Origin of the sequence: Streptomyces sp. NPDC058257, assembly GCF_042881845.1 — a bacterium.
In the GTDB taxonomy this organism is placed as follows: Bacteria; Actinomycetota; Actinomycetes; order Streptomycetales; family Streptomycetaceae; genus Streptomyces.
Genome location: NZ_JBHVXJ010000003.1, coordinates 85,557 through 103,339, shown reverse-complemented (window position 1 = coordinate 103,339; position 17,783 = coordinate 85,557). Strand labels below are relative to the sequence as shown.

Genomic DNA, 17,783 nt, shown 5'->3' with positions numbered 1-17,783 from the left:
GGCGTGTGGCCGGAGTTAAGTCGAACATGTTTCTGTTTCACCGACCTCGGGAAGAACCGTGCAGCCGCGACGGTCGTACGGGGCGGACGGCGTGAGAGGGGAGCTGATGGTGTCGGAGCAGGGGGAATGGGTGGCTGGCCCCGCAGAGGGTCACGGGCGAGCGCTGCTCCTGCCCGATCTGGCCCATGTCGACCTGCGGACATTGCGTGCCATGGACGATCCACGGCTCGCCGAAGCGGTCGAGCGGGTGCTCGCCCACTCCCGGGAGCTGGGCGATTCCTGGTTCAGCGGCGACGGCCCCACCTATGTCGACGAAGCACACACCGGGCGCATGGTTCCAGCCGGAAGTGGTGCGTCGCGGCACCGTGAGGAAAGGGCGGGGTGACCCTGGCGTCGGCAACCTCCGTCCTGGCGGAGCTCGCCAGGACCAGGCCGACCGAGGCAGGTACGGCGGCACTGAGTGCCGGGCTGCGCGCCCGCCGTCTGCTACTCCTCAAGTCTCTCCTCGCCCGCATCGACCGGCAGCGAGACCGGTTGGACCCCGCCGTACGCCACCGGTTCGACCGTGACTGGAGCGTGCTGGAGCGGGCCGAGGAGGCCGACCCCGCTGCCGTCCGCGACGTCGTGAACTACCCCATGGCAGGCGCCTGGCTCGCCGAGATCCTCGCCGCTCCCGAGGGCCACGCCTTCGAGCGGCACCTCGCGCACTTCGGCGCGGTCGCCGCCACGGCAGCCGTGCGTGCCGGCTGTCGGGTGACCATGGACGTGGAGGTCCCCGAGGGCCTGCTCGCACTCCCCGGTCTCGGTGTGCTGCGCTGCCCGGCCGGTCGGGCCCGGCTGCACATGGGGGCCGGGCGGCTGCGGATCACGGACAGCGGACCTTCCGAGGACGTTGTGCTGTACGCGCGGTCCGGTGTCCGTCGGCTGCGCGATGGCAGCTCCCACTGGTCCGGGCTGCGCACCCTGCCCGGCGGCGCGGTCGTCCTGGACGATCTCGATCCGTACCGTGTACCGCCCTCCGGCGTCGGACCCGCGGCCCTTCCCGCCGCCGAGCGGAAGGACGACCTCTACGGGCCCTGGGCCCGGCGCTGGCGCAGCGCCCAGGAACTCCTCGCGGCCATCGACCCCGACCGGGCCGCCGAGATCGGGGCCGTCCTGCGTGCCGTGGTCCCCCTCTCCGCCGACCCGCTGAGGGCCGGTCACCACCCGATGAGTGCGACGCTTCGGGCCGCCCCCGGAGCCGTACTGACGTCACTGCCCGCCGGAGCGGAGGAGATGGCGGAGGTCCTGGTCCATGAGGCGCACCACACCAAACTGGCCGCCTTCCAAGAACTCGTGCCGCTGTGCGAGCCGGCGGGGGATGCCGTGCACCGCGTCGGCTGGCGCCCCGACCTCCGTCCCATAGCGGGCGTCCTTCAGGGCGTCTACGCCCATCTTGCGCTCACCGACCTGTGGCGACGGGTGCGTGCGGGGACCGGTTTGGCCGAACCGTGGCGGCGGCGGGCCACAGAGCAGTTCGATATATACCGCGAACAGGTCGAAGGAGCCTTGTCCATCCTGCTTGAATCCGATGAACTGACCTTTGCGGGGCGGAAGTTCGCCCAGGAAATGGACAGGCATCACGCGAGCCTGGGGCGGACCTCCCGGACCCTTGGGTGACACTGTGTCCACACGAAGTGACGTTGTGCAGGTACAGGTGCGATAGGGAGTTCTGATGGCGGAACAGCGGCGGTCGGGCGGTGCCGGTGCGTCGGACCGGGGCGGCACGACCGAGCCGGAGCGTTTCCTGGTGGTCTTCCCCGGCTACCACCGGCCGTGGGCCGCCTGGATCGCTCACCGCCTGGAGAGCCACGGCCACCAGGCCACGCTGCAGCGCTGGGACCCGCGCCGCGACGACCCGCTTGAGGACGCGCTCGGCGACCTGCTGCTCGCCCGGGGGCGGGTGCTCCTCGTTCTCAACGACTGGTTCTTCGAACTGGGACCGCGGCCCGCCAGCGAGTGGAACGACGTTCTGCGCGGTTTCGTGGCCGCCAACGCGGACCGGTTCGCCGCCGTCAACCTCACGAACCGTCCCCTCCTGCCTTCCACCGCCGTCCTCGAACCGGCCGCCCTGTGGGGTCTCGGCGAAGAGGAAGCCGAACAACGTCTCCTCAGCCGGCTCGGCCTGGACCTGCGGCCCGTCGCGCGCAGGACCGTCCCCGGCCGCAGCGTCCGCTTCCCGGAGACCCAGCCCGAGATCTGGGGCGAAGTACCGCGCCGTAACTCCCGGTTCACCGGACGGGACGACCTGCTCCTCGAACTCCACCAGCGGCTGACCGACGCCGAACGGGGCGACGCGGCCTGCACGCTCGTCGGTATGTCCGGCATCGGCAAGACCCAGACCGCAGCCGAGTACGCCAACCGCTTCCGCCCCGACTACGACGCGGTCTGGTGGGTCAACTCCGACGATCGCAACATCCAGCGCGACCGGTTCGGTGAACTGGCCGTCGCGCTCGGGCTGAACAGCGGAAGCGAGCCCGGCGAGCGCATCCGCGCGGTTCGCGACGCGCTGCGACGCGGCGAACCGCACTCCCGCTGGCTCGTCATCTTCGACGGCTGGGACGACATCGAGGCCGCGAACGTCCTGCTGCCGAACGGTCCCGGACACGTGCTGATCACCTCGCGCAACCGAGGCTGGGCCGACCACACCGACGTACTCGAAGTGCCCAGCTTCGACCGGTCAGAGTCCACGGGCTATCTGATGCGCCGGGCCCCGCACGTGACCGCGGAACAGGCCGACGAGGTGGCCGTCGAGTTCGGTGATGTGCCCCTGCCACTGGTGCAGGCGGCCTCCTGGCTGGGCGAGTCGGGCATGGAAGTGCCCGAGTACCTAAGGATGGTGCGGGAACGACGGCTGTCCGCCACCGACGAGGCGTCCATCGGTGACGGCTTGCCCCACGCGTCCCTGACCTCTTGGTCGATACTGCTCAACCGGCTCCGTCGGTCGCAGCCGCAGACCATCGAAGTCCTCAGCCTGTGTACGTCCTTCGCCCCAGGACGGATCCCGCTCGGACTGATCCGCGCCTATCCGCAGGCGGAGCTGCCCGAGGACCTGCGCTGGATGGCCACCGATCTGCCCGCTTGGTCCAGGGCCCTGGACACGCTTGTCAACTACTCGGTACTCACCCGGGAGATGCGGGGGCCGGCCAACACCGACATGGGTCCCCATCAGGAGTCGGTGCACATGCACCGGCTCGTCCACGACATCGTCACCAAGCTCACCAGTGACGAAGACCGTGCGCTGCACCGCAAGGCCGTTCACGCGCTGCTCGCCGAGGCCGACCCAGGCAACCCCATGGACAGCAGGCACTGGCCCCGGTACGCGGAGCTGCTGCCCCACCTGGAGCCCTCCGGCGCTCTCGACAGCACCAGGGAACGGGTCCAGGTCGCCGTACTCAACTGCCTGCGCTACTGCTTCCGCAGCGGCGAGTTCAAGGCCGGGCTCCAGCTGGCCGAGCAGATCCGCCACCGATGGTCCGGGTTCATGGACGCGTTGGCCCAGCCGATGCTGGACCTGACCGCCCAGGAGAGCAACATCCTGCGGGCCAGCGGCCGCTTTCGGGACGCCTACGACCTCGACGGGAACCTCATCGAACGGCTGCGCGCCGCAGAGCCTCGCAACGAGTTCGGTGAACTGCTCACCCACACCAATATCGCCAACAGTCTGCGCCACCTCGGGCAGTACGAGGAGGCCGGCAAGCTCCAGTCGAAGGTGCTCGCGGACGCCCAACGCCTCCTTGGGAACGACGAGATCCTCACCCTCATCGCCAGGCACAACCTCGGCGTCGGCCTGCGGCTCCTCGGCCGCTATCAGGAGGCGTACGACGTCGACGTCGAGACGCTCACCCGGCGCGAGAGCATCCTGCGCGCCCGGCACATCAACACCCTCCACTCCGGCAATGCCTGCGCCCACGACCTGCGGCTGCTCGGTCGCTACCGCGACGCGGTGGCCCGCCAGGATTCCGTGCTGCGTCTCCACGTACAGGTGCTCGGGCCGCAGCACCCGCAGACCCTGAACGCCCGCGCCCAACTGGCACTCTGCCGCCGCCGCGAGGGCGGCTTCGGGCAGGACGTCGGGACCATGATGGCCAGTCTCCTCGACCAGCTGGAGCAGGTGCACGGACGCGGCCACTACCGCACGCTGTCGTTCATCACGGACTACGGCAGCTATCTGCGCGAGCACGGGGATCTGAGCCAGGCCAGAGACCTGATCGCCGAGGCGGAGTCCGGATACCGCGCCCTCCTCGGCCCCGCACACCCCGTCGCCACCGGCATGGTCGCCAACACCGGGCTGATCATGCAGGCCGCCGGTGAACGCGCCGAGGCCATGGCGATGTTCGAGTCCGCGCTCGGCGGTCTCACGGCCACGCTCGGCGCCGACCACCCCTGGGTGCTCGGCTGCGCGCTCAACGCGTCCGGTGCGCGCAACTTCAACGGCCGCATCGTGGAAGCCTCCGAGCTGAGCCGGGAGACCCTGCGGCGGGCCCGCCACACGCTCGGTGACGGGCATCCGCTGACCCTGTCCTGTCAGCTGGCGCTCGCCGCCGACCTGCGGGCGCTGCGGGAACGGGAAGAGGCCGAGAAGTTGGAGGAGGACGGCCTGCTGGCGCTGACCAGGACGCTCGGCGCCCAACATCCGCACACCCTCTCGGCACGCCAGCGCAACCGTCCGTACTGGGACTTCGAGGCCTACCTGGGATAGCAGGAAGAGACGACGACGGGCCCGGCACCCCTTCCAGGGGGTGCCGGGCCCGTCGCTCGGGAACTCAAGCCTCAGGAACTCAGGCCTCAGGAACTCAGGCCTCGAAGACCTCGCGGAGCAGTGCTTCCTGCTCCTGCTCATGCCGCTTCTTCGAACCCACCGCCGGGGACGAGCCGTGCGGCCGCGAGATGCGGCGCAGGCGCTCGCCGTGCGGGATGTCCGCGCCGACCGCCAGGTCCAGGTGGTCGATGAGGTTGAGGGCGATGAAGGGCCATGCGCCCTGGTTCGCCGGCTCCTCCTGCGCCCACAGGTACTTCTCGGCGTTCGGGTACTTGGCGATCTCCGCCTGGAGCTCGGCACCCGGCAGCGGGTACAGGCGCTCGATGCGGATGATCGCGGTGTCCGTGACCTCGCGCTTCTTCCGGTCGGCCTCAAGGTCGTAGTACAGCTTGCCGGAGCAGAAGACGACCTTGCGGACCGCCGACGCCTCGACCGAGTCGTCGCCGATGACCGGGCGGAAGCCACCCGTGGTGAACTCCTCCGTCTTCGAGGCCGCCGCCTTCAGGCGCAGCATCGACTTCGGGGTGAAGACCACCAGCGGCTTGTGGTGCGGGTTGTGCACCTGCCACCGCAGGAGGTGGAAGTAGTTCGACGGAAGGGTCGGCATCGCGACCGTCATGTTGTTCTGCGCGCACAGCTGGAGGAAGCGCTCGATACGGGCGGACGAGTGGTCCGGGCCCTGGCCCTCGTAGCCGTGCGGCAGCAGCAGCGTGACGCCGGAGTGCTGGTTCCACTTCTGCTCGGCGGCCGAGATGTACTCGTCCACCACCGTCTGCGCGCCGTTGACGAAGTCGCCGAACTGCGCCTCCCACATCACGAGGGACTCGGGACGGGCCAGCGAGTAGCCGTACTCGAAGCCCATGACCGCGTACTCGGAGAGGAGCGAGTCGTAGACGTTGTAGCGAGCCTGGTCCTCGGAGAGGTACAGGAGCGGCGTGAAGTCCTCGCCCGTCTCACGGTCGATGAGGACCGCGTGACGCTGACCGAACGTGCCACGGCGCGAGTCCTGGCCCGACAGGCGGACCGGCGTGCCTTCGAGCAGCAGCGAACCGATGGCGAGGGTCTCGCCCATGCCCCAGTCGATCGTGCCTTCCTCGACCATGGACATGCGGCGCTGCAGCTGCGGCAGCAGACGCGGGTGGACGGTGACCCGGTCGGGGATGTTGACCTGGGACTCGGCGATCCGCTTGACGACTTCCTGGGTGATCGACGTGTCGACGTTCACCGGGAACTCGGCCTCGGGGGCCGGGACCTCGGCCTCGGCGGGCTGCGAGATGGCCTCGCGGACCTCCGTGAAGACCTTCTCCAGTTGCCCCTGGAAGTCCTGCAGGGCCTGCTCGGCCTCTTCCAGGGTGATGTCACCGCGACCGATGAGGGACTCGGTGTAGAGCTTGCGCACCGAGCGCTTCTTGTCGATCAGGTCGTACATCAGCGGCTGCGTGAACGCCGGGTTGTCCGACTCGTTGTGACCGCGGCGGCGGTAGCAGATGAGGTCGATGACCACATCCTTGTTGAACGCCTGGCGGAACTCGAAGGCCAGGCGCGCGATGCGCACGACGGCCTCGGGGTCGTCGCCGTTCACGTGGAAGATCGGCGCCTCGATCATGCGGGCCACGTCGGTGGCGTACATGGAGGAGCGCGACGACTCCGGGGCGGCGGTGAAGCCGACCTGGTTGTTGATGACGATGTGGACCGTGCCGCCCGTGCGGTAGCCGCGCAGCTGCGACATGTTGAGCGTCTCGGCGACCACACCCTGGCCCGCGAAGGCCGCGTCACCGTGCAGGGCGACCGGCAGGACCGTGAAGTCCGTGCCGCCCTTGTTGATGATGTCCTGCTTGGCGCGGACGATGCCCTCGATGATCGGGTCGACCGTCTCCAGGTGGGACGGGTTCGCGGCGAGCGAGACGTTGATCTGCTCGCCGTCCAGACCGGTGAAGGTGCCCTCGGCGCCCAGGTGGTACTTCACGTCGCCGGAGCCGTGCATGGACTTGGGGTCCATGTTGCCCTCGAACTCGCGGAAGATCTGGGCGTACGACTTGCCCACGATGTTCGCGAGGACGTTGAGGCGGCCACGGTGGGCCATGCCGATGACGACCTCGTCAAGGCGGGACTCCGCGGCGCTGTCGATGACGGCGTCGAGCAGCGGGATGACGGACTCGCCGCCCTCCAGGGAGAAGCGCTTCTGGCCGACGTACTTCGTCTGCAGGAACGTCTCGAAGGCCTCGGCGGCGTTCAGCCTGCGCAGGATGCGCAGCTGCTCCTCGCGCTCGGGCTTCGTGGCGTGCGTGCGCTCGATGCGGTCCTGGAGCCACTTGCGCTGCTTCGGGTCCTGGATGTGCATGAACTCGATGCCGGTGGTGCGGCAGTACGAGTCGCGCAGGACGCCCAGGACGTCGCGCAGCTTCATCATCGACTTGCCGGCGAAGCCGCCGACCGCGAACTCCCGCTCCAGGTCCCACAGGGTGAGGCCGTGCTCGGTGATGTCCAGGTCGGGGTGCTTGCGCTGCTTGTACTCCAGCGGGTCCGTGTCGGCCATGACGTGGCCGCGGACGCGGTAGGAGTGGATCAGCTCGAAGACGCGGGCGGCCTTCGTGACGTCGTCGTCGTGCGAGGCGTCGATGTCCTTGAGCCAGCGGACCGGCTCGTAGGGGATGCGCAGCGCCTTGAAGATCTCGTCGTAGAACTCGGACTCGCCGAGCAGCAGGTTCGCGACGTTGCGCAGGAACTCGCCGGACGCGGCGCCCTGGATCACCCGGTGGTCGTAGGTCGACGTGAGCGTCATGACCTTCGAGATGCCGAGCTTGTTCAGGGTGTCCTGGGACGTGCCCTGGAACTCCGCGGGGTAGTCCATCGAGCCGACGCCCATGATGACCGACTGTCCGGGCATCAGGCGGGGGACCGAGTGGACGGTGCCGAGGCCGCCGGGGTTGGTCAGCGAGACCGTGACGCCGGTGAAGTCGTCCATCGTCAGCTTGTTGTCGCGGGCGCGACGGACGATGTCCTCGTAGGCCTGCCAGAACTCGAAGAAGTTCAGCGTCTCGGCCTTCTTGATGCCCGCGACGACCAGCTGGCGGTCGCCGTTGGGCTTCACCAGGTCGATGGCGAGGCCGAAGTTCACGTGCTCCGGCTTGACCAGGGTCGGCTTGCCGTCCTTCTCCACGAAGGAGTAGTTCATCGACGGCATGGCCTTGATGGCCTGCACCATCGCGTACCCGATGAGGTGCGTGAAGGAGATCTTCCCGCCGCGGGCGCGCTTGAGGTGGTTGTTGATGACGATGCGGTTGTCGAAGAGCAGCTTCACCGGGACGGCGCGGACCGACGTGGCCGTCGGGACCTCCACCGAGGCGTTCATGTTCTTCGCGACCGCGGCGGCGGGGCCGCGCAGCGTCACGTACTCGGGCCCTGCCGGGGCCTCTGTCGCGGGCTCCGCCTTGGCGGCGGGCTTTGCGGCCGCGGGCTTCGCAGCGGGGGCCGGGGCCGCTGCCGCGGGCTTCGCGGCCGGAGCCGCGGGGGCAGCCGGAGCGGCCGGAGCCGCCGCGGGTGCGGCGGGGGACGCGGTGGCCGCAGCCCCCGTGGCCGCGTCACCCGCCGGCTTGGCCGGAGGGGTGGCGACGGACGCGCCCGCTCCTGGCTTGTAGTCGGCGAAGAAGTCCCACCAGGCTCGGTCGACCGAATTCGGGTCCTGGAGGTACTGCTGATAGATCTCGTCGACGAGCCACTCATTGGGACCGAAGGCAGCAGCAGGGTCCTTGCCCTGACCGTCTTGGTCGGTCGAGATGCTCGAGCTACTGGGGGACTGTGACGACACGGCGGTAACCGCCCTCTTCCGCTTCACAAGGTGATGGACAGCGGGAATTAAGGCTACGCCTCCATCGCCGCCAGGTGCAGACCGGCCCCGTCATCCGTCGCGTAAGTCACACTGGATAGAGGGTTTCGGCGACGTAAATGGCGGGAAACAAGCGAGGTTCTGCAACGCCAGATGGCCGCGCGGGGCCTGCCCGGCGCGGCTGCGTCACCCGAGCGCGCTTCCGATGCGCCCGCGAATCGCTTCCTTTTCGAACCCTACGTCAACTTCGCACTTCGGGCTGGCCCGGAAGGGTGACCTGGATGCGGCAGCCGCGAGGGGATTCGGCCACTCCGATGTGTCCGCCGTGCAGATCGACCGCCCAGCGCGCGATGGCGAGCCCGAGTCCGGTGCCGCCGTCGCTGCCGGGGCCCTGCGGCGGGGTGTTGGCGTGGCTGCCGCGGTTGAAGCGCTCGAAGACCCGGTGCCACTCGGACTCCGGGATGCCGGGGCCCTCGTCGAGGACCTCCAGGTCCAGGGACTCGGGGTAGAGGCCGCGCCGGGCGCGTACGGTGACGCGGCCGTGCGGCGGGCTGTGCTTGACCGCGTTGTCGATGAGGTTGGCCACGACCTGGTGCAGCCGCTCGGCGTCCGCGTGCGCGGTCAGCTCGGGCGGTGTGACGTCCAGGTGCAGATGCACGTCCGTACGCGTGTGGCTGCCGGAGCCTGACGCGATACCCGCGCGGGCGGAGGCCACCATGTTGGCCTCCTTCAGGACGCCCGACAGGTAGGGCCACACCTCGAAGCGGCGGGCCCGCAGCGGTACGACGCCGTTGTCCAGGCGGGAGAGGTCGAGCAGGGTCTCCACGAGCCGCCCGAGGCGCTCCGTCTGCTTCAGGGCCGTACGCATGGTCTCCGGGTCGGCGGCGGAGACTCCGTCGACGACGTTCTCCAGGACCGCGCGCAGGCCGGCGATGGGGGTGCGCAGCTCGTGCGAGACGTTGGCGACCAGTTCCTTGCGCTGCTGGTCCTGGGCCTCCAGGTCGTCCGCCATGCGGTTGATCGTGGTGGCCACGTCGCCCAGCTCGTCCCGGCGGTCGGCGCCGCGCACACGGCGCGTGTAGTCGCCGTGCGAGACGGCGCGCGCCACGGAGTTCATCTCGTCCAGGGGCGCCGTGAGGCTGTGCGCCACGAACTGCGTGATCAGCAGCGTGGCGATCACCGAGAAGACGGTGATGAAGCGCAGCTCCGTCTCCGTCTTCATCGCCACCATCAGCAGACCCGTGGTGATGAAGACCGAGACGACCACCAGGGTGCCGAGCTTGGTCTTGATGGAGAACGGCCGCAGGCCGCCGAAGGGACCACTCATCGGACGGCCCGCCTCACGGGGTCGGGGTCTCCAGGGCGTATCCGACGCCGTGCACCGTACGGATCCGCTCGGCGCCGATCTTCCGGCGCAGTGCCTTGATGTGACTGTCGACGGTCCGGGTGCCCGACGCGTCCGCCCAGTCCCACACCTCGGCGAGCAGCTGCTCGCGCGAGAGCACCGCACGCGGCGTATTGGCCAGGCAGACGAGCAGATCGAACTCCGTCGGCGTCAGATGTACGTCCTCGCTGCGGACCCTGACCCGGCGCTGCGCATGGTCGATCTCCAGCTCGCCGAGCCGCAGGATCCCGCTGCGCGGCGTGGTCGCCGCGAGCGCGGCCCGCTCGACCCTGCGCAGCAGGACGTGCACGCGGGCCGCGAGCTCCCGCATGGAGAACGGCTTGGTCATGTAGTCGTCGGCGCCGACGCCGAGCCCGACCAGCATGTCCGTCTCGTCGTCGCGAGCCGTCAGCATGAGGACGGGAACCGGCCGCTGGGCCTGTACCCGGCGGCACACTTCGAGCCCGTCGAAGCCCGGCAGCATGATGTCCAGGATCAGCAGATCGGGCTGCCAAGCCTGTGCGGTGTCGACCGCCGAAGGGCCGTCCACCGCCGTTTGCACGACGAAACCCTCGGCACGTAGCCGGGCGGCGATGGCGTCGACGATCGTCGGGTCGTCCTCGACCACCAGAACCCGGCGCTGGGCGCCTGGCATCGCCGCCGTCGCACCGTTGTGGGAGGTGTGTGTCTGCTCCATCGCCCGCCCCTGACACTGATCGCTTGTGTTCGACCAGCAGGGTACGGGTCGCGAAGGCACCTCGGCTACGCAGCGCTTACGCCGAGATGAACCACGTCCGGTACGCCTCGGGCAACGGCGACCTCTTCCGTCCGTACCGACTGGAATCCGGCATTCCGTAGAGCGTCGTCGAAAGCGGACGAGGGCTGGGCGGACCACACGGCGAGCACACCGCCGGGGTTGAGGCGAGCCTGACAGGCCGCCAGACCGGCGGGAGAATAGAGGGAGTTGTTGTCCTCCGTCACCGTCCAGGCCGGGCCGTTGTCGATGTCCAGACAGAGGGCGTCGTACGTTTTCCTGGTGCCGCCAGAGGAGTCGGCGCCGGACAGGTGGGCCACGAGGTCTGTGTGCAGGATCTCCGTACGCGGATCGGCGAGCGCGGCGCCGGAGAGCCCGGCCAGCGGGGCATCCGTCCCCGAGAGGTGCCAGTCGATGACGGCCCGCTCCCGCTCCACGACGGTGATACGGCCCCAGCGCCGGTCGGCCGCCGCGTGGGCGAGGGAGAAACCGACACCCAGACCGCCGATGAGGATGGCCGGCTCCGGGCGCCCGTCAAGCGCGTCGTACGCCGCGTCCACGAGCAGCCGCTCCGAGCGGCCGTCCGAGGTGTCCATGAGGAAACAGCCGTTCGCGATGATCTGCAGAAGCGCACCGTGGCGCCGCAGCACGACCTCGCCGTACGGCCCCTCACGCCGGTCGATGACGACGGGAGCGGTGGTGTCGGTGCGCATGCCTCCCAGCGTATGAGTGCGGGCCCGGCCTCGTGGGGAGACTCGGAACGCGGCGCGGCCCGACGCGGACGCATCCGTGACCTGTGAGGTTGATGTGATTCGCGCTACACGTGGCCCGGGTCATAGACAGCGCCGGAGGAAGCGGCCAAGGGTGGACGGAACAAAAGGAGCGCCTCACCGTGAACCGCAGTGTGCCGGCTGCCCCCGCGGCACCCGAGGAGACCGCCCCGCCCGCCCTTGACGGCATCCCGCGCCAGCGGGAGCACGGGCCCGGTGCGGCCGAGGCGGCTGCCCCCGGGCCTCGGGCGGTGAACGGCGCCGCCCCTCAGGGCCGCCTTGGCCTGAGAGGCCTGAGCCCGAGCCGTCTGCGCCCCTGGCGCCTCCTGCCGACTCCCACGGGTACGCCCTTCACCTTCGGCTACGCCGCGATCCTCGCCGCGACGTCACTCCTGACGCAGCACGCGGACCCGTCCCTGATCTCGACCCTGCACCGGCACTCCAGCACGGACGTCGCGCACCTGACGCAGGAGCCGTTCCTCGTCCTGGTGGCCAGCGCGCTGTGGATCGCGGGCGGCATCGCGTCGCCGTACGCCATCGGTTTCCTGCTGGTCCTCACGGCCCTGGAGCGCCGCATCGGCGCGCTGCGCACGGCGGGTGTCTTCCTGCTCGGTCACATGGTGGCCACGCTCGCCACCGAGGTCCCGGTCGGCCTCTCGGTCCTCGCGGGCCACCTTCCCGACAGCTCGCTGCACCGGCTCGACTACGGCATCAGCTTCGGCGTCGCGGCGAGCGTCGGCGCGCTGGCGGGACTGTTCAGGCCGTGGCTGCGGTGGCTCGTGCTCGCCGGGTTCGGCGGCATGCTGCTCGACGACCTGATCGCGTTCACGGACCCGATGACGAACTGGGGCCATCTCCTCGCGCTCTCGCTCGGTGTCGCCACGTGGCCGCTGCTGCGGCGCCGTCCGCCCGCGTTCAAGTGATCGCTCACAGCGAACACCCCCTGGGGAACATTCAAGGACTCATGAGCATTGAGTCCATATAGCTCAACTTGAATGCCGAAGGGGAGATCATGACTTCTGAGTCCAAGGCGTCCACACCACTTACGCTGCCCGTGCTGCCGCTCGACGACGAGGTTGTCCTGCCCGGCATGGTGGTTCCGTTCGACCTGTCCGACACCGACGTACGCGCCGCCGTCGAGGCCGCCCAGGCGGCGGCCCGCTCCACTGGCAGCAGCAAACCGCAGGTCCTTCTTGTTCCGCGCGTCGACGGGACGTACGCCGCGACCGGTGTCCTCGGCACCGTCGAGCAGGTCGGGCGTCTCTCCGACGGCGACCCCGGCGCCCTCATCCGCGGCCGTTCCCGGGTGCGGATCGGTGCCGGGACGACCGGGCCCGGTGCCGCGCTCTGGGTGGAGGGGATCAAGGTCGAGGAGACCGTGCCCGACCCCCTGCCCGGCGCCCTCGCCGAGCTGGTCAAGGAGTACAAGGCCCTCGCCACCAGCTGGCTGAAGAAGCGGGGAGCCTGGCAGGTCGTCGACCGCGTCACGCAGATCGACGACGTCTCCGCCCTCGCCGACAACTCCGGATACTCCCCCTTCCTCTCCACGGAGCAGAAGATCGAGCTCCTGGAGACCGACGACCCGGCCGCCCGCCTCAAGCTCGCCACCGAGCAGCTGCGCGAGCACCTCGCCGAGCAGGACGTCGCCGAGTCCATCGCCAAGGACGTACAGGAAGGCGTCGACAAGCAGCAGCGCGAGTTCCTGCTGCGGCGCCAGCTCGACGCCGTGCGCAAGGAACTGCGCGAGATCAACGGCGACAGCAAGGACGCAGCCGAGGAGCCCGACGACTACCGCACCCGGGTCGAGGCCGCCGAGCTTCCCGGACACGTCCGCGAGGCCGCCCTCAAGGAGGTCGACAAGCTGGAGCGTTCCAGCGACCAGTCGCCCGAGGGCTCCTGGATCAGGACCTGGCTGGACACCGTCCTCGAACTCCCCTGGAACGAACGCACCGAGGACGAGTACGACATCAAGGGCGCCCAGAACGTCCTCGACGCCGAGCACGCGGGTCTTGAGGACGTGAAGGAGCGCATCACCGAGTACCTCGCGGTGCGCAAGCGGCGCGCCGACCGCGGCCTCGGGGTCGTCGGCGGGCGGCGCGGTGGCGCCGTACTCGCCCTGGTCGGCCCTCCCGGCGTCGGAAAGACGAGTCTCGGCGAAAGCGTCGCGCACGCCATGGGTCGCAAGTTCGTGCGGGTCGCGCTCGGCGGCGTGCGGGACGAGGCGGAGATCCGCGGACACCGTCGTACGTATGTGGGGGCGCTGCCCGGACGCATCGTGCGGGCCATCAAGGAGGCGGGGTCCATGAACCCGGTCGTGCTCCTCGACGAGATCGACAAGGTGGGCTCCGACTTCCGCGGCGACCCGGCGGCGGCCCTGCTCGAAGTCCTCGACCCGGCGCAGAACCACACCTTCCGTGACCACTACCTGGAGGTCGAGCTCGACCTGAGCGACGTGGTGTTCCTGGCGACGGCGAACGTCATCGAAGCCATCCCCGAGGCACTGCTCGACCGTATGGAGCTCGTGCGCCTCGACGGATACACCGAGGACGAGAAGGTCGTCATCGCCCGCGACCACCTGCTCCCGCGCCAGCTGGAGCGGGCGGGCCTGAAGACGGACGAGGTGGCCCTGGACGAGAGCGCGCTGCGCAAGCTCGCGGGGGAGTACACCCGGGAAGCGGGCGTACGCAACCTGGAGCGGTCCGTCGCGCGGCTGCTCCGCAAGGTCGCGGCCAAGCACGAACTGGGCGAGCAGGAGCTGCCGTTCACCGTCGGCGAGGACAATCTGCGGGCTCTCATCGGGCGTCCGCACCACGTGCCCGAGTCGGCGCAGGACCCGGCCGAGCGGCGTACGGCGGTGCCGGGCGTGGCGACCGGGCTCGCGGTCACCGGCGCGGGAGGTGACGTCCTCTTCGTGGAGGCGTCGCTGGCCGATCCGGAGACCGGCGCCGCGGGACTCACCCTCACCGGTCAGCTCGGCGACGTGATGAAGGAGTCCGCGCAGATCGCCCTCTCCTTCCTGCGCTCGCGCGGCGCCGAACTGGAGCTGCCCGTCGCCGACCTGAAGGAACGCGGCGTGCACATCCACTTCCCGGCGGGCGCGGTCCCCAAGGACGGGCCGAGCGCGGGCGTCACCATGACGACCGCACTCGCGTCGCTGCTCAGCGGACGTCTCGTCCGTACGGATGTGGCCATGACCGGTGAGGTCTCGCTGACCGGGCGCGTCCTGCCGATCGGCGGCGTCAAGCAGAAGCTGCTCGCCGCGCACCGCGCCGGGATCACCACGGTGATCATCCCGAAGCGGAACGAGGCCGACCTGGACGACGTCCCGGCCGAGATCCTGCAGAAGCTGGACGTGCACCCGGTGACGGACGTCCGTCAGGTGCTCGAACTGGCCCTGACCGAGGCCGAGGTGAGGGTTCCGGCCGCCGCGTGACGGAGGCGGCCGGTGCGTGCAGGCCCGGGGCCCCGCGAGGGGTCCCGGGCCCGCGTGCGTGAGAGGCGCGTGTGCGTGAGAGACGCGTGTGCGAGAGGGGCGGCTCAGCCGTTGGCGAGTGCCTGCACCCGGTCGAGTGCGCCGTTGAACTTGTTGTGGTCCCCGACCGTCGGTCCGGTGGAGGTGTACTGCCACATCGTCTGGACTCCCCATCCCGCGGGTAGCTCGCCCGGGGCGCTGGCGTAACGGGCGATCCAGAGCGGGTTGTTGGCGGCGAAGCCTCCGTAGTTGCCGGTGCACTGCTTCCACCAGCTGGTGGCCGTGTAGATCACGGCGTCGCGTCCGGTGCGCGCCTTGTACTGGTTCAGGAAGTCACGGATCCAGGTGACCATCGCGGACTGGGACTTGCCGAAGCAGGCCGCCCCGTACGGGTTCCACTCGATGTCGAGCGCGCCCGGCAGCGTCTTGCCGTCACGCGACCAGCCGCCGCCGTTGTCCACGAAGTAGTTGGCCTGGGTGGCGCCGCTCGTCGTGTCGGGCGTCGCGAAGTGGTAGGAGCCGCGGATCATGCCCGCGTTGTACGAACCGTTGTACTGCTGGGCGAAGTAGGGGTTCTTGTAGTACGTGCCTTCGGTGGCCTTCACATAGGACCACTTCACGCCGCTGTTCCAGAGGGTCGACCAGGCGACGTTGCCCTGGTGGCTGCTGACGTCGACGCCTTCGGTCTGAACGGCGTCACCACCGGGCGGGAGACTGCCCTGCCCGTCGTGCTCGATGACGCCCTGGCCCATGCGGGCGGTGCCGCGGGCCGGTATGTCGTCACCACCGGCGGCCTGTGCGGCGCCTGGCAGCGTGAGGAGGAGGGAGAGGGCGGAGAGGACTGAGAGCAGGATTCCGGCCGCTGACCAACGAGAGCGGCGGGGCGTTCCGGGTCTGTGCACGGGCATGTGCGTGCCTCCGTTAGGCCTCGATCGAGCTCGATGGAGCTCATGGGGGGACCTGTCGACAGGTTCGTGGTGTGAACATGTCACGTACGACGCTACGCACGTAGACCCGTGGCTGGGAAGGGGTTCCTGTGCCTGCCGTTGGTCTACTCCTGCGGCGGCGTGCTCGGCGCGGTCACACAGGGCGTTACGAAATACTGGTCGAGCTGCGGCGATGGAGAATTCTCATGATCCGGAAAGAAAGCGTGCCATGGGTGCTGAAGTGCACGAGGGCGAGAACGACGGTGGGGTCGACGTGAACGACGGTCGAGCCGACGTGAACCGGCAGGGTGTGGAGAGGCTGGTGGACCGTGAGTTCCTCTCCCTGGAGCGGGAGCTGACGCTGCTCCTGCGCCGGGCACGTGCCTCGTCCGGAGAGATGGCGCGCCAGGTCCACCCCGACCTGGAACCCGCCGCGTACGGACTCCTGGTCTGTCTCGACGACTCGGGCCCGCAGCGGGCCACGCACCTCGCCGCGTACATCGGCGTCGGCAAGGCGACGATGAGCCGGCAGCTGCGGGCCCTGGAGGATCTGGGCCTCGTCGCCCGCGAGCCCGACCCCGCCGACGGCCGGGCCTGGCTCGTCCACCTCACCGAGGAGGGCGGGACGCGGTTCCGCGAGGTGCGGGCGGGGCGCAGGGAGCAGTACGTGCGGCAGCTTTCCGGGTGGGACCGGGCGGAGGTGGCGGAGCTCGCGCGCTTGTTGCGTCAGCTGAACGAGTCCGCGGAGTCCTGAGGGACGTCGAGCCTGTCGAGCCCGGGAGGCAGGGTGGCCCCGGGTCACAACTCCGCGTAAACGACCGCCGCGTCGTCATGCCGCTTGCCCCGGGGGAACGCCGCGCCCTCCGGGTCCGCACGCTCCAACTCCCGCACCCGGTCCAGCAGCCGCTGCGGTCCGTCCTTCCGCAGCAGGTCGAAGCATTCCGCCCAGTCGCCCGCACGGAACGTCTCCACCCAGCGGCCGACCCCGTCCGTCAGGGCCGCCACCGCGGACACCTCCGCGCGGGGCGACGTGCCGGTGACCGCACGTGCCGCCGCCGACGGGTCCGCCGCCGCCGTGAAGAAGCCGTCCTCCGCGTTGCGCAGTGCCTCGACCGCGGCGCCGTACGCGCGGCCCGCGACCTCGCGTTCGGCGGAGCCGCGGGGCAGTGCGCGGACGGCGTCGCGCATCTCGCGGATCCGCGGCGGCAGTTCCGCGAGGCGCTCGTCGAGCACGGGCGTGACCGAACCGTCGGGGCCCGAGATCAGGAGCGCGGAGTCGGACAGGACGAGGTGCTCGACCCGTTCGTCGTCCCAACGCACCAGAACCACGGTCGCCTGAGGTGTACGCGGGTGAGAAAGGTCACAGGTTTGACCATGGGCGTCCGCGGTGCGCACGATCGCCGCCGCGAGGACCTCAGTGAGCGTCATATCCCGTCGCGAAACGGACAGTTCCCCCAGCGCGCCCCCGAGTCGCGCCGTGAACCAAGGGACGGAATGCAGACAGCCGTCATCTCCGGCAGGCGGAGTCACCCCGTCGAGAAGGACGAGCGATCCGCCCTGTCCGGATGCGGGAAGCATGACCGCGGCATAGTCCTCGTTGGGGCGTGCGGGGTCTCCGGGCTCGGTGGCGAGTTCGATACGCATTCCGCCAGTCTGCACGAGGCCTTCACAAGGTCACCCGGTGGTCGAAGGCGGGCGGGGGTCGGCCCGGACCGGCAGGTCAGACGCCGGATTTCGGTCGGAATAATCACTTCCGGCGGCGTGTGGCAGCGCATCCTGCCAAAGCCTGCGGTCGGCGTCCAACCGGCTCGCCGTGGCCGGTACTTTCGGTCCACTTCGGGACTTGCTCG

Annotated in this window: 12 protein-coding genes; 6 read left to right on the top strand and 6 right to left on the bottom strand. The window is 69.8% G+C overall.

The features are described 5' to 3' along the window. The first annotated feature begins 130 nt into the window (after positions 1-130). From ACFVXC_RS09390 to fxsT, 3 genes are read left to right on the top strand one after another with little or no spacing between them, the layout of a single operon-like run. Positions 131-385 carry a hypothetical protein gene (locus ACFVXC_RS09390; RefSeq protein WP_389903269.1) on the top strand — a complete coding sequence of 85 codons (255 nt, stop codon included), beginning with the start codon at positions 131-133 and terminating at the stop codon, positions 383-385. Further along, positions 382-1,659, top strand: coding sequence for an aKG-HExxH-type peptide beta-hydroxylase (locus tag ACFVXC_RS09385; RefSeq protein WP_389903267.1), 1,278 nt, complete (start codon positions 382-384; stop codon positions 1,657-1,659). The genes ACFVXC_RS09390 and ACFVXC_RS09385 overlap by 4 nt, the downstream gene beginning before the upstream one ends. 55 nt (positions 1,660-1,714) lie before the next feature. Further along, positions 1,715-4,741: an FxSxx-COOH system tetratricopeptide repeat protein gene (fxsT, locus tag ACFVXC_RS09380; protein WP_389903264.1), complete on the top strand. Its 3,027-nt coding sequence runs from the start codon at positions 1,715-1,717 to the stop codon at positions 4,739-4,741. A gap of 94 nt (positions 4,742-4,835) precedes the next feature. Here the strand turns inward: fxsT and ACFVXC_RS09375 are convergent, their stop codons facing one another. From ACFVXC_RS09375 to ACFVXC_RS09360, 4 genes are all read right to left on the bottom strand, one after another. Next, complete coding sequence (locus tag ACFVXC_RS09375) at positions 4,836-8,609, bottom strand: multifunctional oxoglutarate decarboxylase/oxoglutarate dehydrogenase thiamine pyrophosphate-binding subunit/dihydrolipoyllysine-residue succinyltransferase subunit (RefSeq protein WP_389903262.1); 3,774 nt, start codon at positions 8,607-8,609, stop codon at positions 4,836-4,838. 259 nt (positions 8,610-8,868) lie between these two features. After that, positions 8,869-9,954 carry an ATP-binding protein gene (locus tag ACFVXC_RS09370; protein WP_389903260.1) on the bottom strand — a complete coding sequence of 362 codons (1,086 nt, stop codon included), beginning with the start codon at positions 9,952-9,954 and terminating at the stop codon, positions 8,869-8,871. A gap of 13 nt (positions 9,955-9,967) precedes the next feature. After that, positions 9,968-10,708, bottom strand: a complete 741-nt coding sequence (locus ACFVXC_RS09365; RefSeq protein WP_383269477.1) for a response regulator transcription factor — start codon at positions 10,706-10,708, stop codon at positions 9,968-9,970. A gap of 65 nt (positions 10,709-10,773) precedes the next feature. Beyond that, positions 10,774-11,478: a spermidine synthase gene (locus ACFVXC_RS09360; protein WP_389903257.1), complete on the bottom strand. Its 705-nt coding sequence runs from the start codon at positions 11,476-11,478 to the stop codon at positions 10,774-10,776. Between the two features lie 179 nt (positions 11,479-11,657). Between ACFVXC_RS09360 and ACFVXC_RS09355 the strand changes: the two genes are divergently transcribed. Together ACFVXC_RS09355 and lon are read left to right on the top strand one after the other, a co-directional pair. Beyond that, positions 11,658-12,458: a rhomboid-like protein gene (locus ACFVXC_RS09355; protein ID WP_389903256.1), complete on the top strand. Its 801-nt coding sequence runs from the start codon at positions 11,658-11,660 to the stop codon at positions 12,456-12,458. A gap of 89 nt (positions 12,459-12,547) precedes the next feature. After that, complete coding sequence (lon, locus tag ACFVXC_RS09350; RefSeq protein WP_389903254.1) at positions 12,548-14,968, top strand: endopeptidase La; 2,421 nt, start codon at positions 12,548-12,550, stop codon at positions 14,966-14,968. Positions 14,969-15,072: 104 nt separating this feature from the next. On the opposite strand, the gene ACFVXC_RS09345 is transcribed toward lon, so the two are convergent. Continuing rightward, positions 15,073-15,915, bottom strand: a complete 843-nt coding sequence (locus tag ACFVXC_RS09345; RefSeq protein WP_389903253.1) for a lysozyme — start codon at positions 15,913-15,915, stop codon at positions 15,073-15,075. Positions 15,916-16,162: 247 nt separating this feature from the next. On the opposite strand from ACFVXC_RS09345, the gene ACFVXC_RS09340 reads away from it, so the two are divergent. Next, positions 16,163-16,687 carry a MarR family winged helix-turn-helix transcriptional regulator gene (locus ACFVXC_RS09340; protein ID WP_389903251.1) on the top strand — a complete coding sequence of 175 codons (525 nt, stop codon included), beginning with the start codon at positions 16,163-16,165 and terminating at the stop codon, positions 16,685-16,687. Positions 16,688-16,731: 44 nt separating this feature from the next. On the opposite strand, the gene ACFVXC_RS09335 is transcribed toward ACFVXC_RS09340, so the two are convergent. Further along, positions 16,732-17,577, bottom strand: a complete 846-nt coding sequence (locus ACFVXC_RS09335) for a protein phosphatase 2C domain-containing protein (RefSeq protein WP_389903249.1) — start codon at positions 17,575-17,577, stop codon at positions 16,732-16,734. Positions 17,578-17,783 lie beyond the last annotated feature (206 nt).

Coding starts and splice junctions, on each gene's coding strand:
- fxsT (WP_389903264.1), top strand. CDS start 1,715: ATGGCGGAACAGCGGCGGTCGGGCGGTGCCGGTGCGTCGGACCGGGGC.
- ACFVXC_RS09370 (WP_389903260.1), bottom strand. CDS start 9,954: ATGAGTGGTCCCTTCGGCGGCCTGCGGCCGTTCTCCATCAAGACCAAG.
- ACFVXC_RS09365 (WP_383269477.1), bottom strand. CDS start 10,708: ATGGAGCAGACACACACCTCCCACAACGGTGCGACGGCGGCGATGCCA.
- ACFVXC_RS09360 (WP_389903257.1), bottom strand. CDS start 11,478: ATGCGCACCGACACCACCGCTCCCGTCGTCATCGACCGGCGTGAGGGG.
- lon (WP_389903254.1), top strand. CDS start 12,548: ATGACTTCTGAGTCCAAGGCGTCCACACCACTTACGCTGCCCGTGCTG.
- ACFVXC_RS09345 (WP_389903253.1), bottom strand. CDS start 15,915: ATGCCCGTGCACAGACCCGGAACGCCCCGCCGCTCTCGTTGGTCAGCG.
- ACFVXC_RS09340 (WP_389903251.1), top strand. CDS start 16,163: ATGGGTGCTGAAGTGCACGAGGGCGAGAACGACGGTGGGGTCGACGTG.
- ACFVXC_RS09335 (WP_389903249.1), bottom strand. CDS start 17,577: ATGCGTATCGAACTCGCCACCGAGCCCGGAGACCCCGCACGCCCCAAC.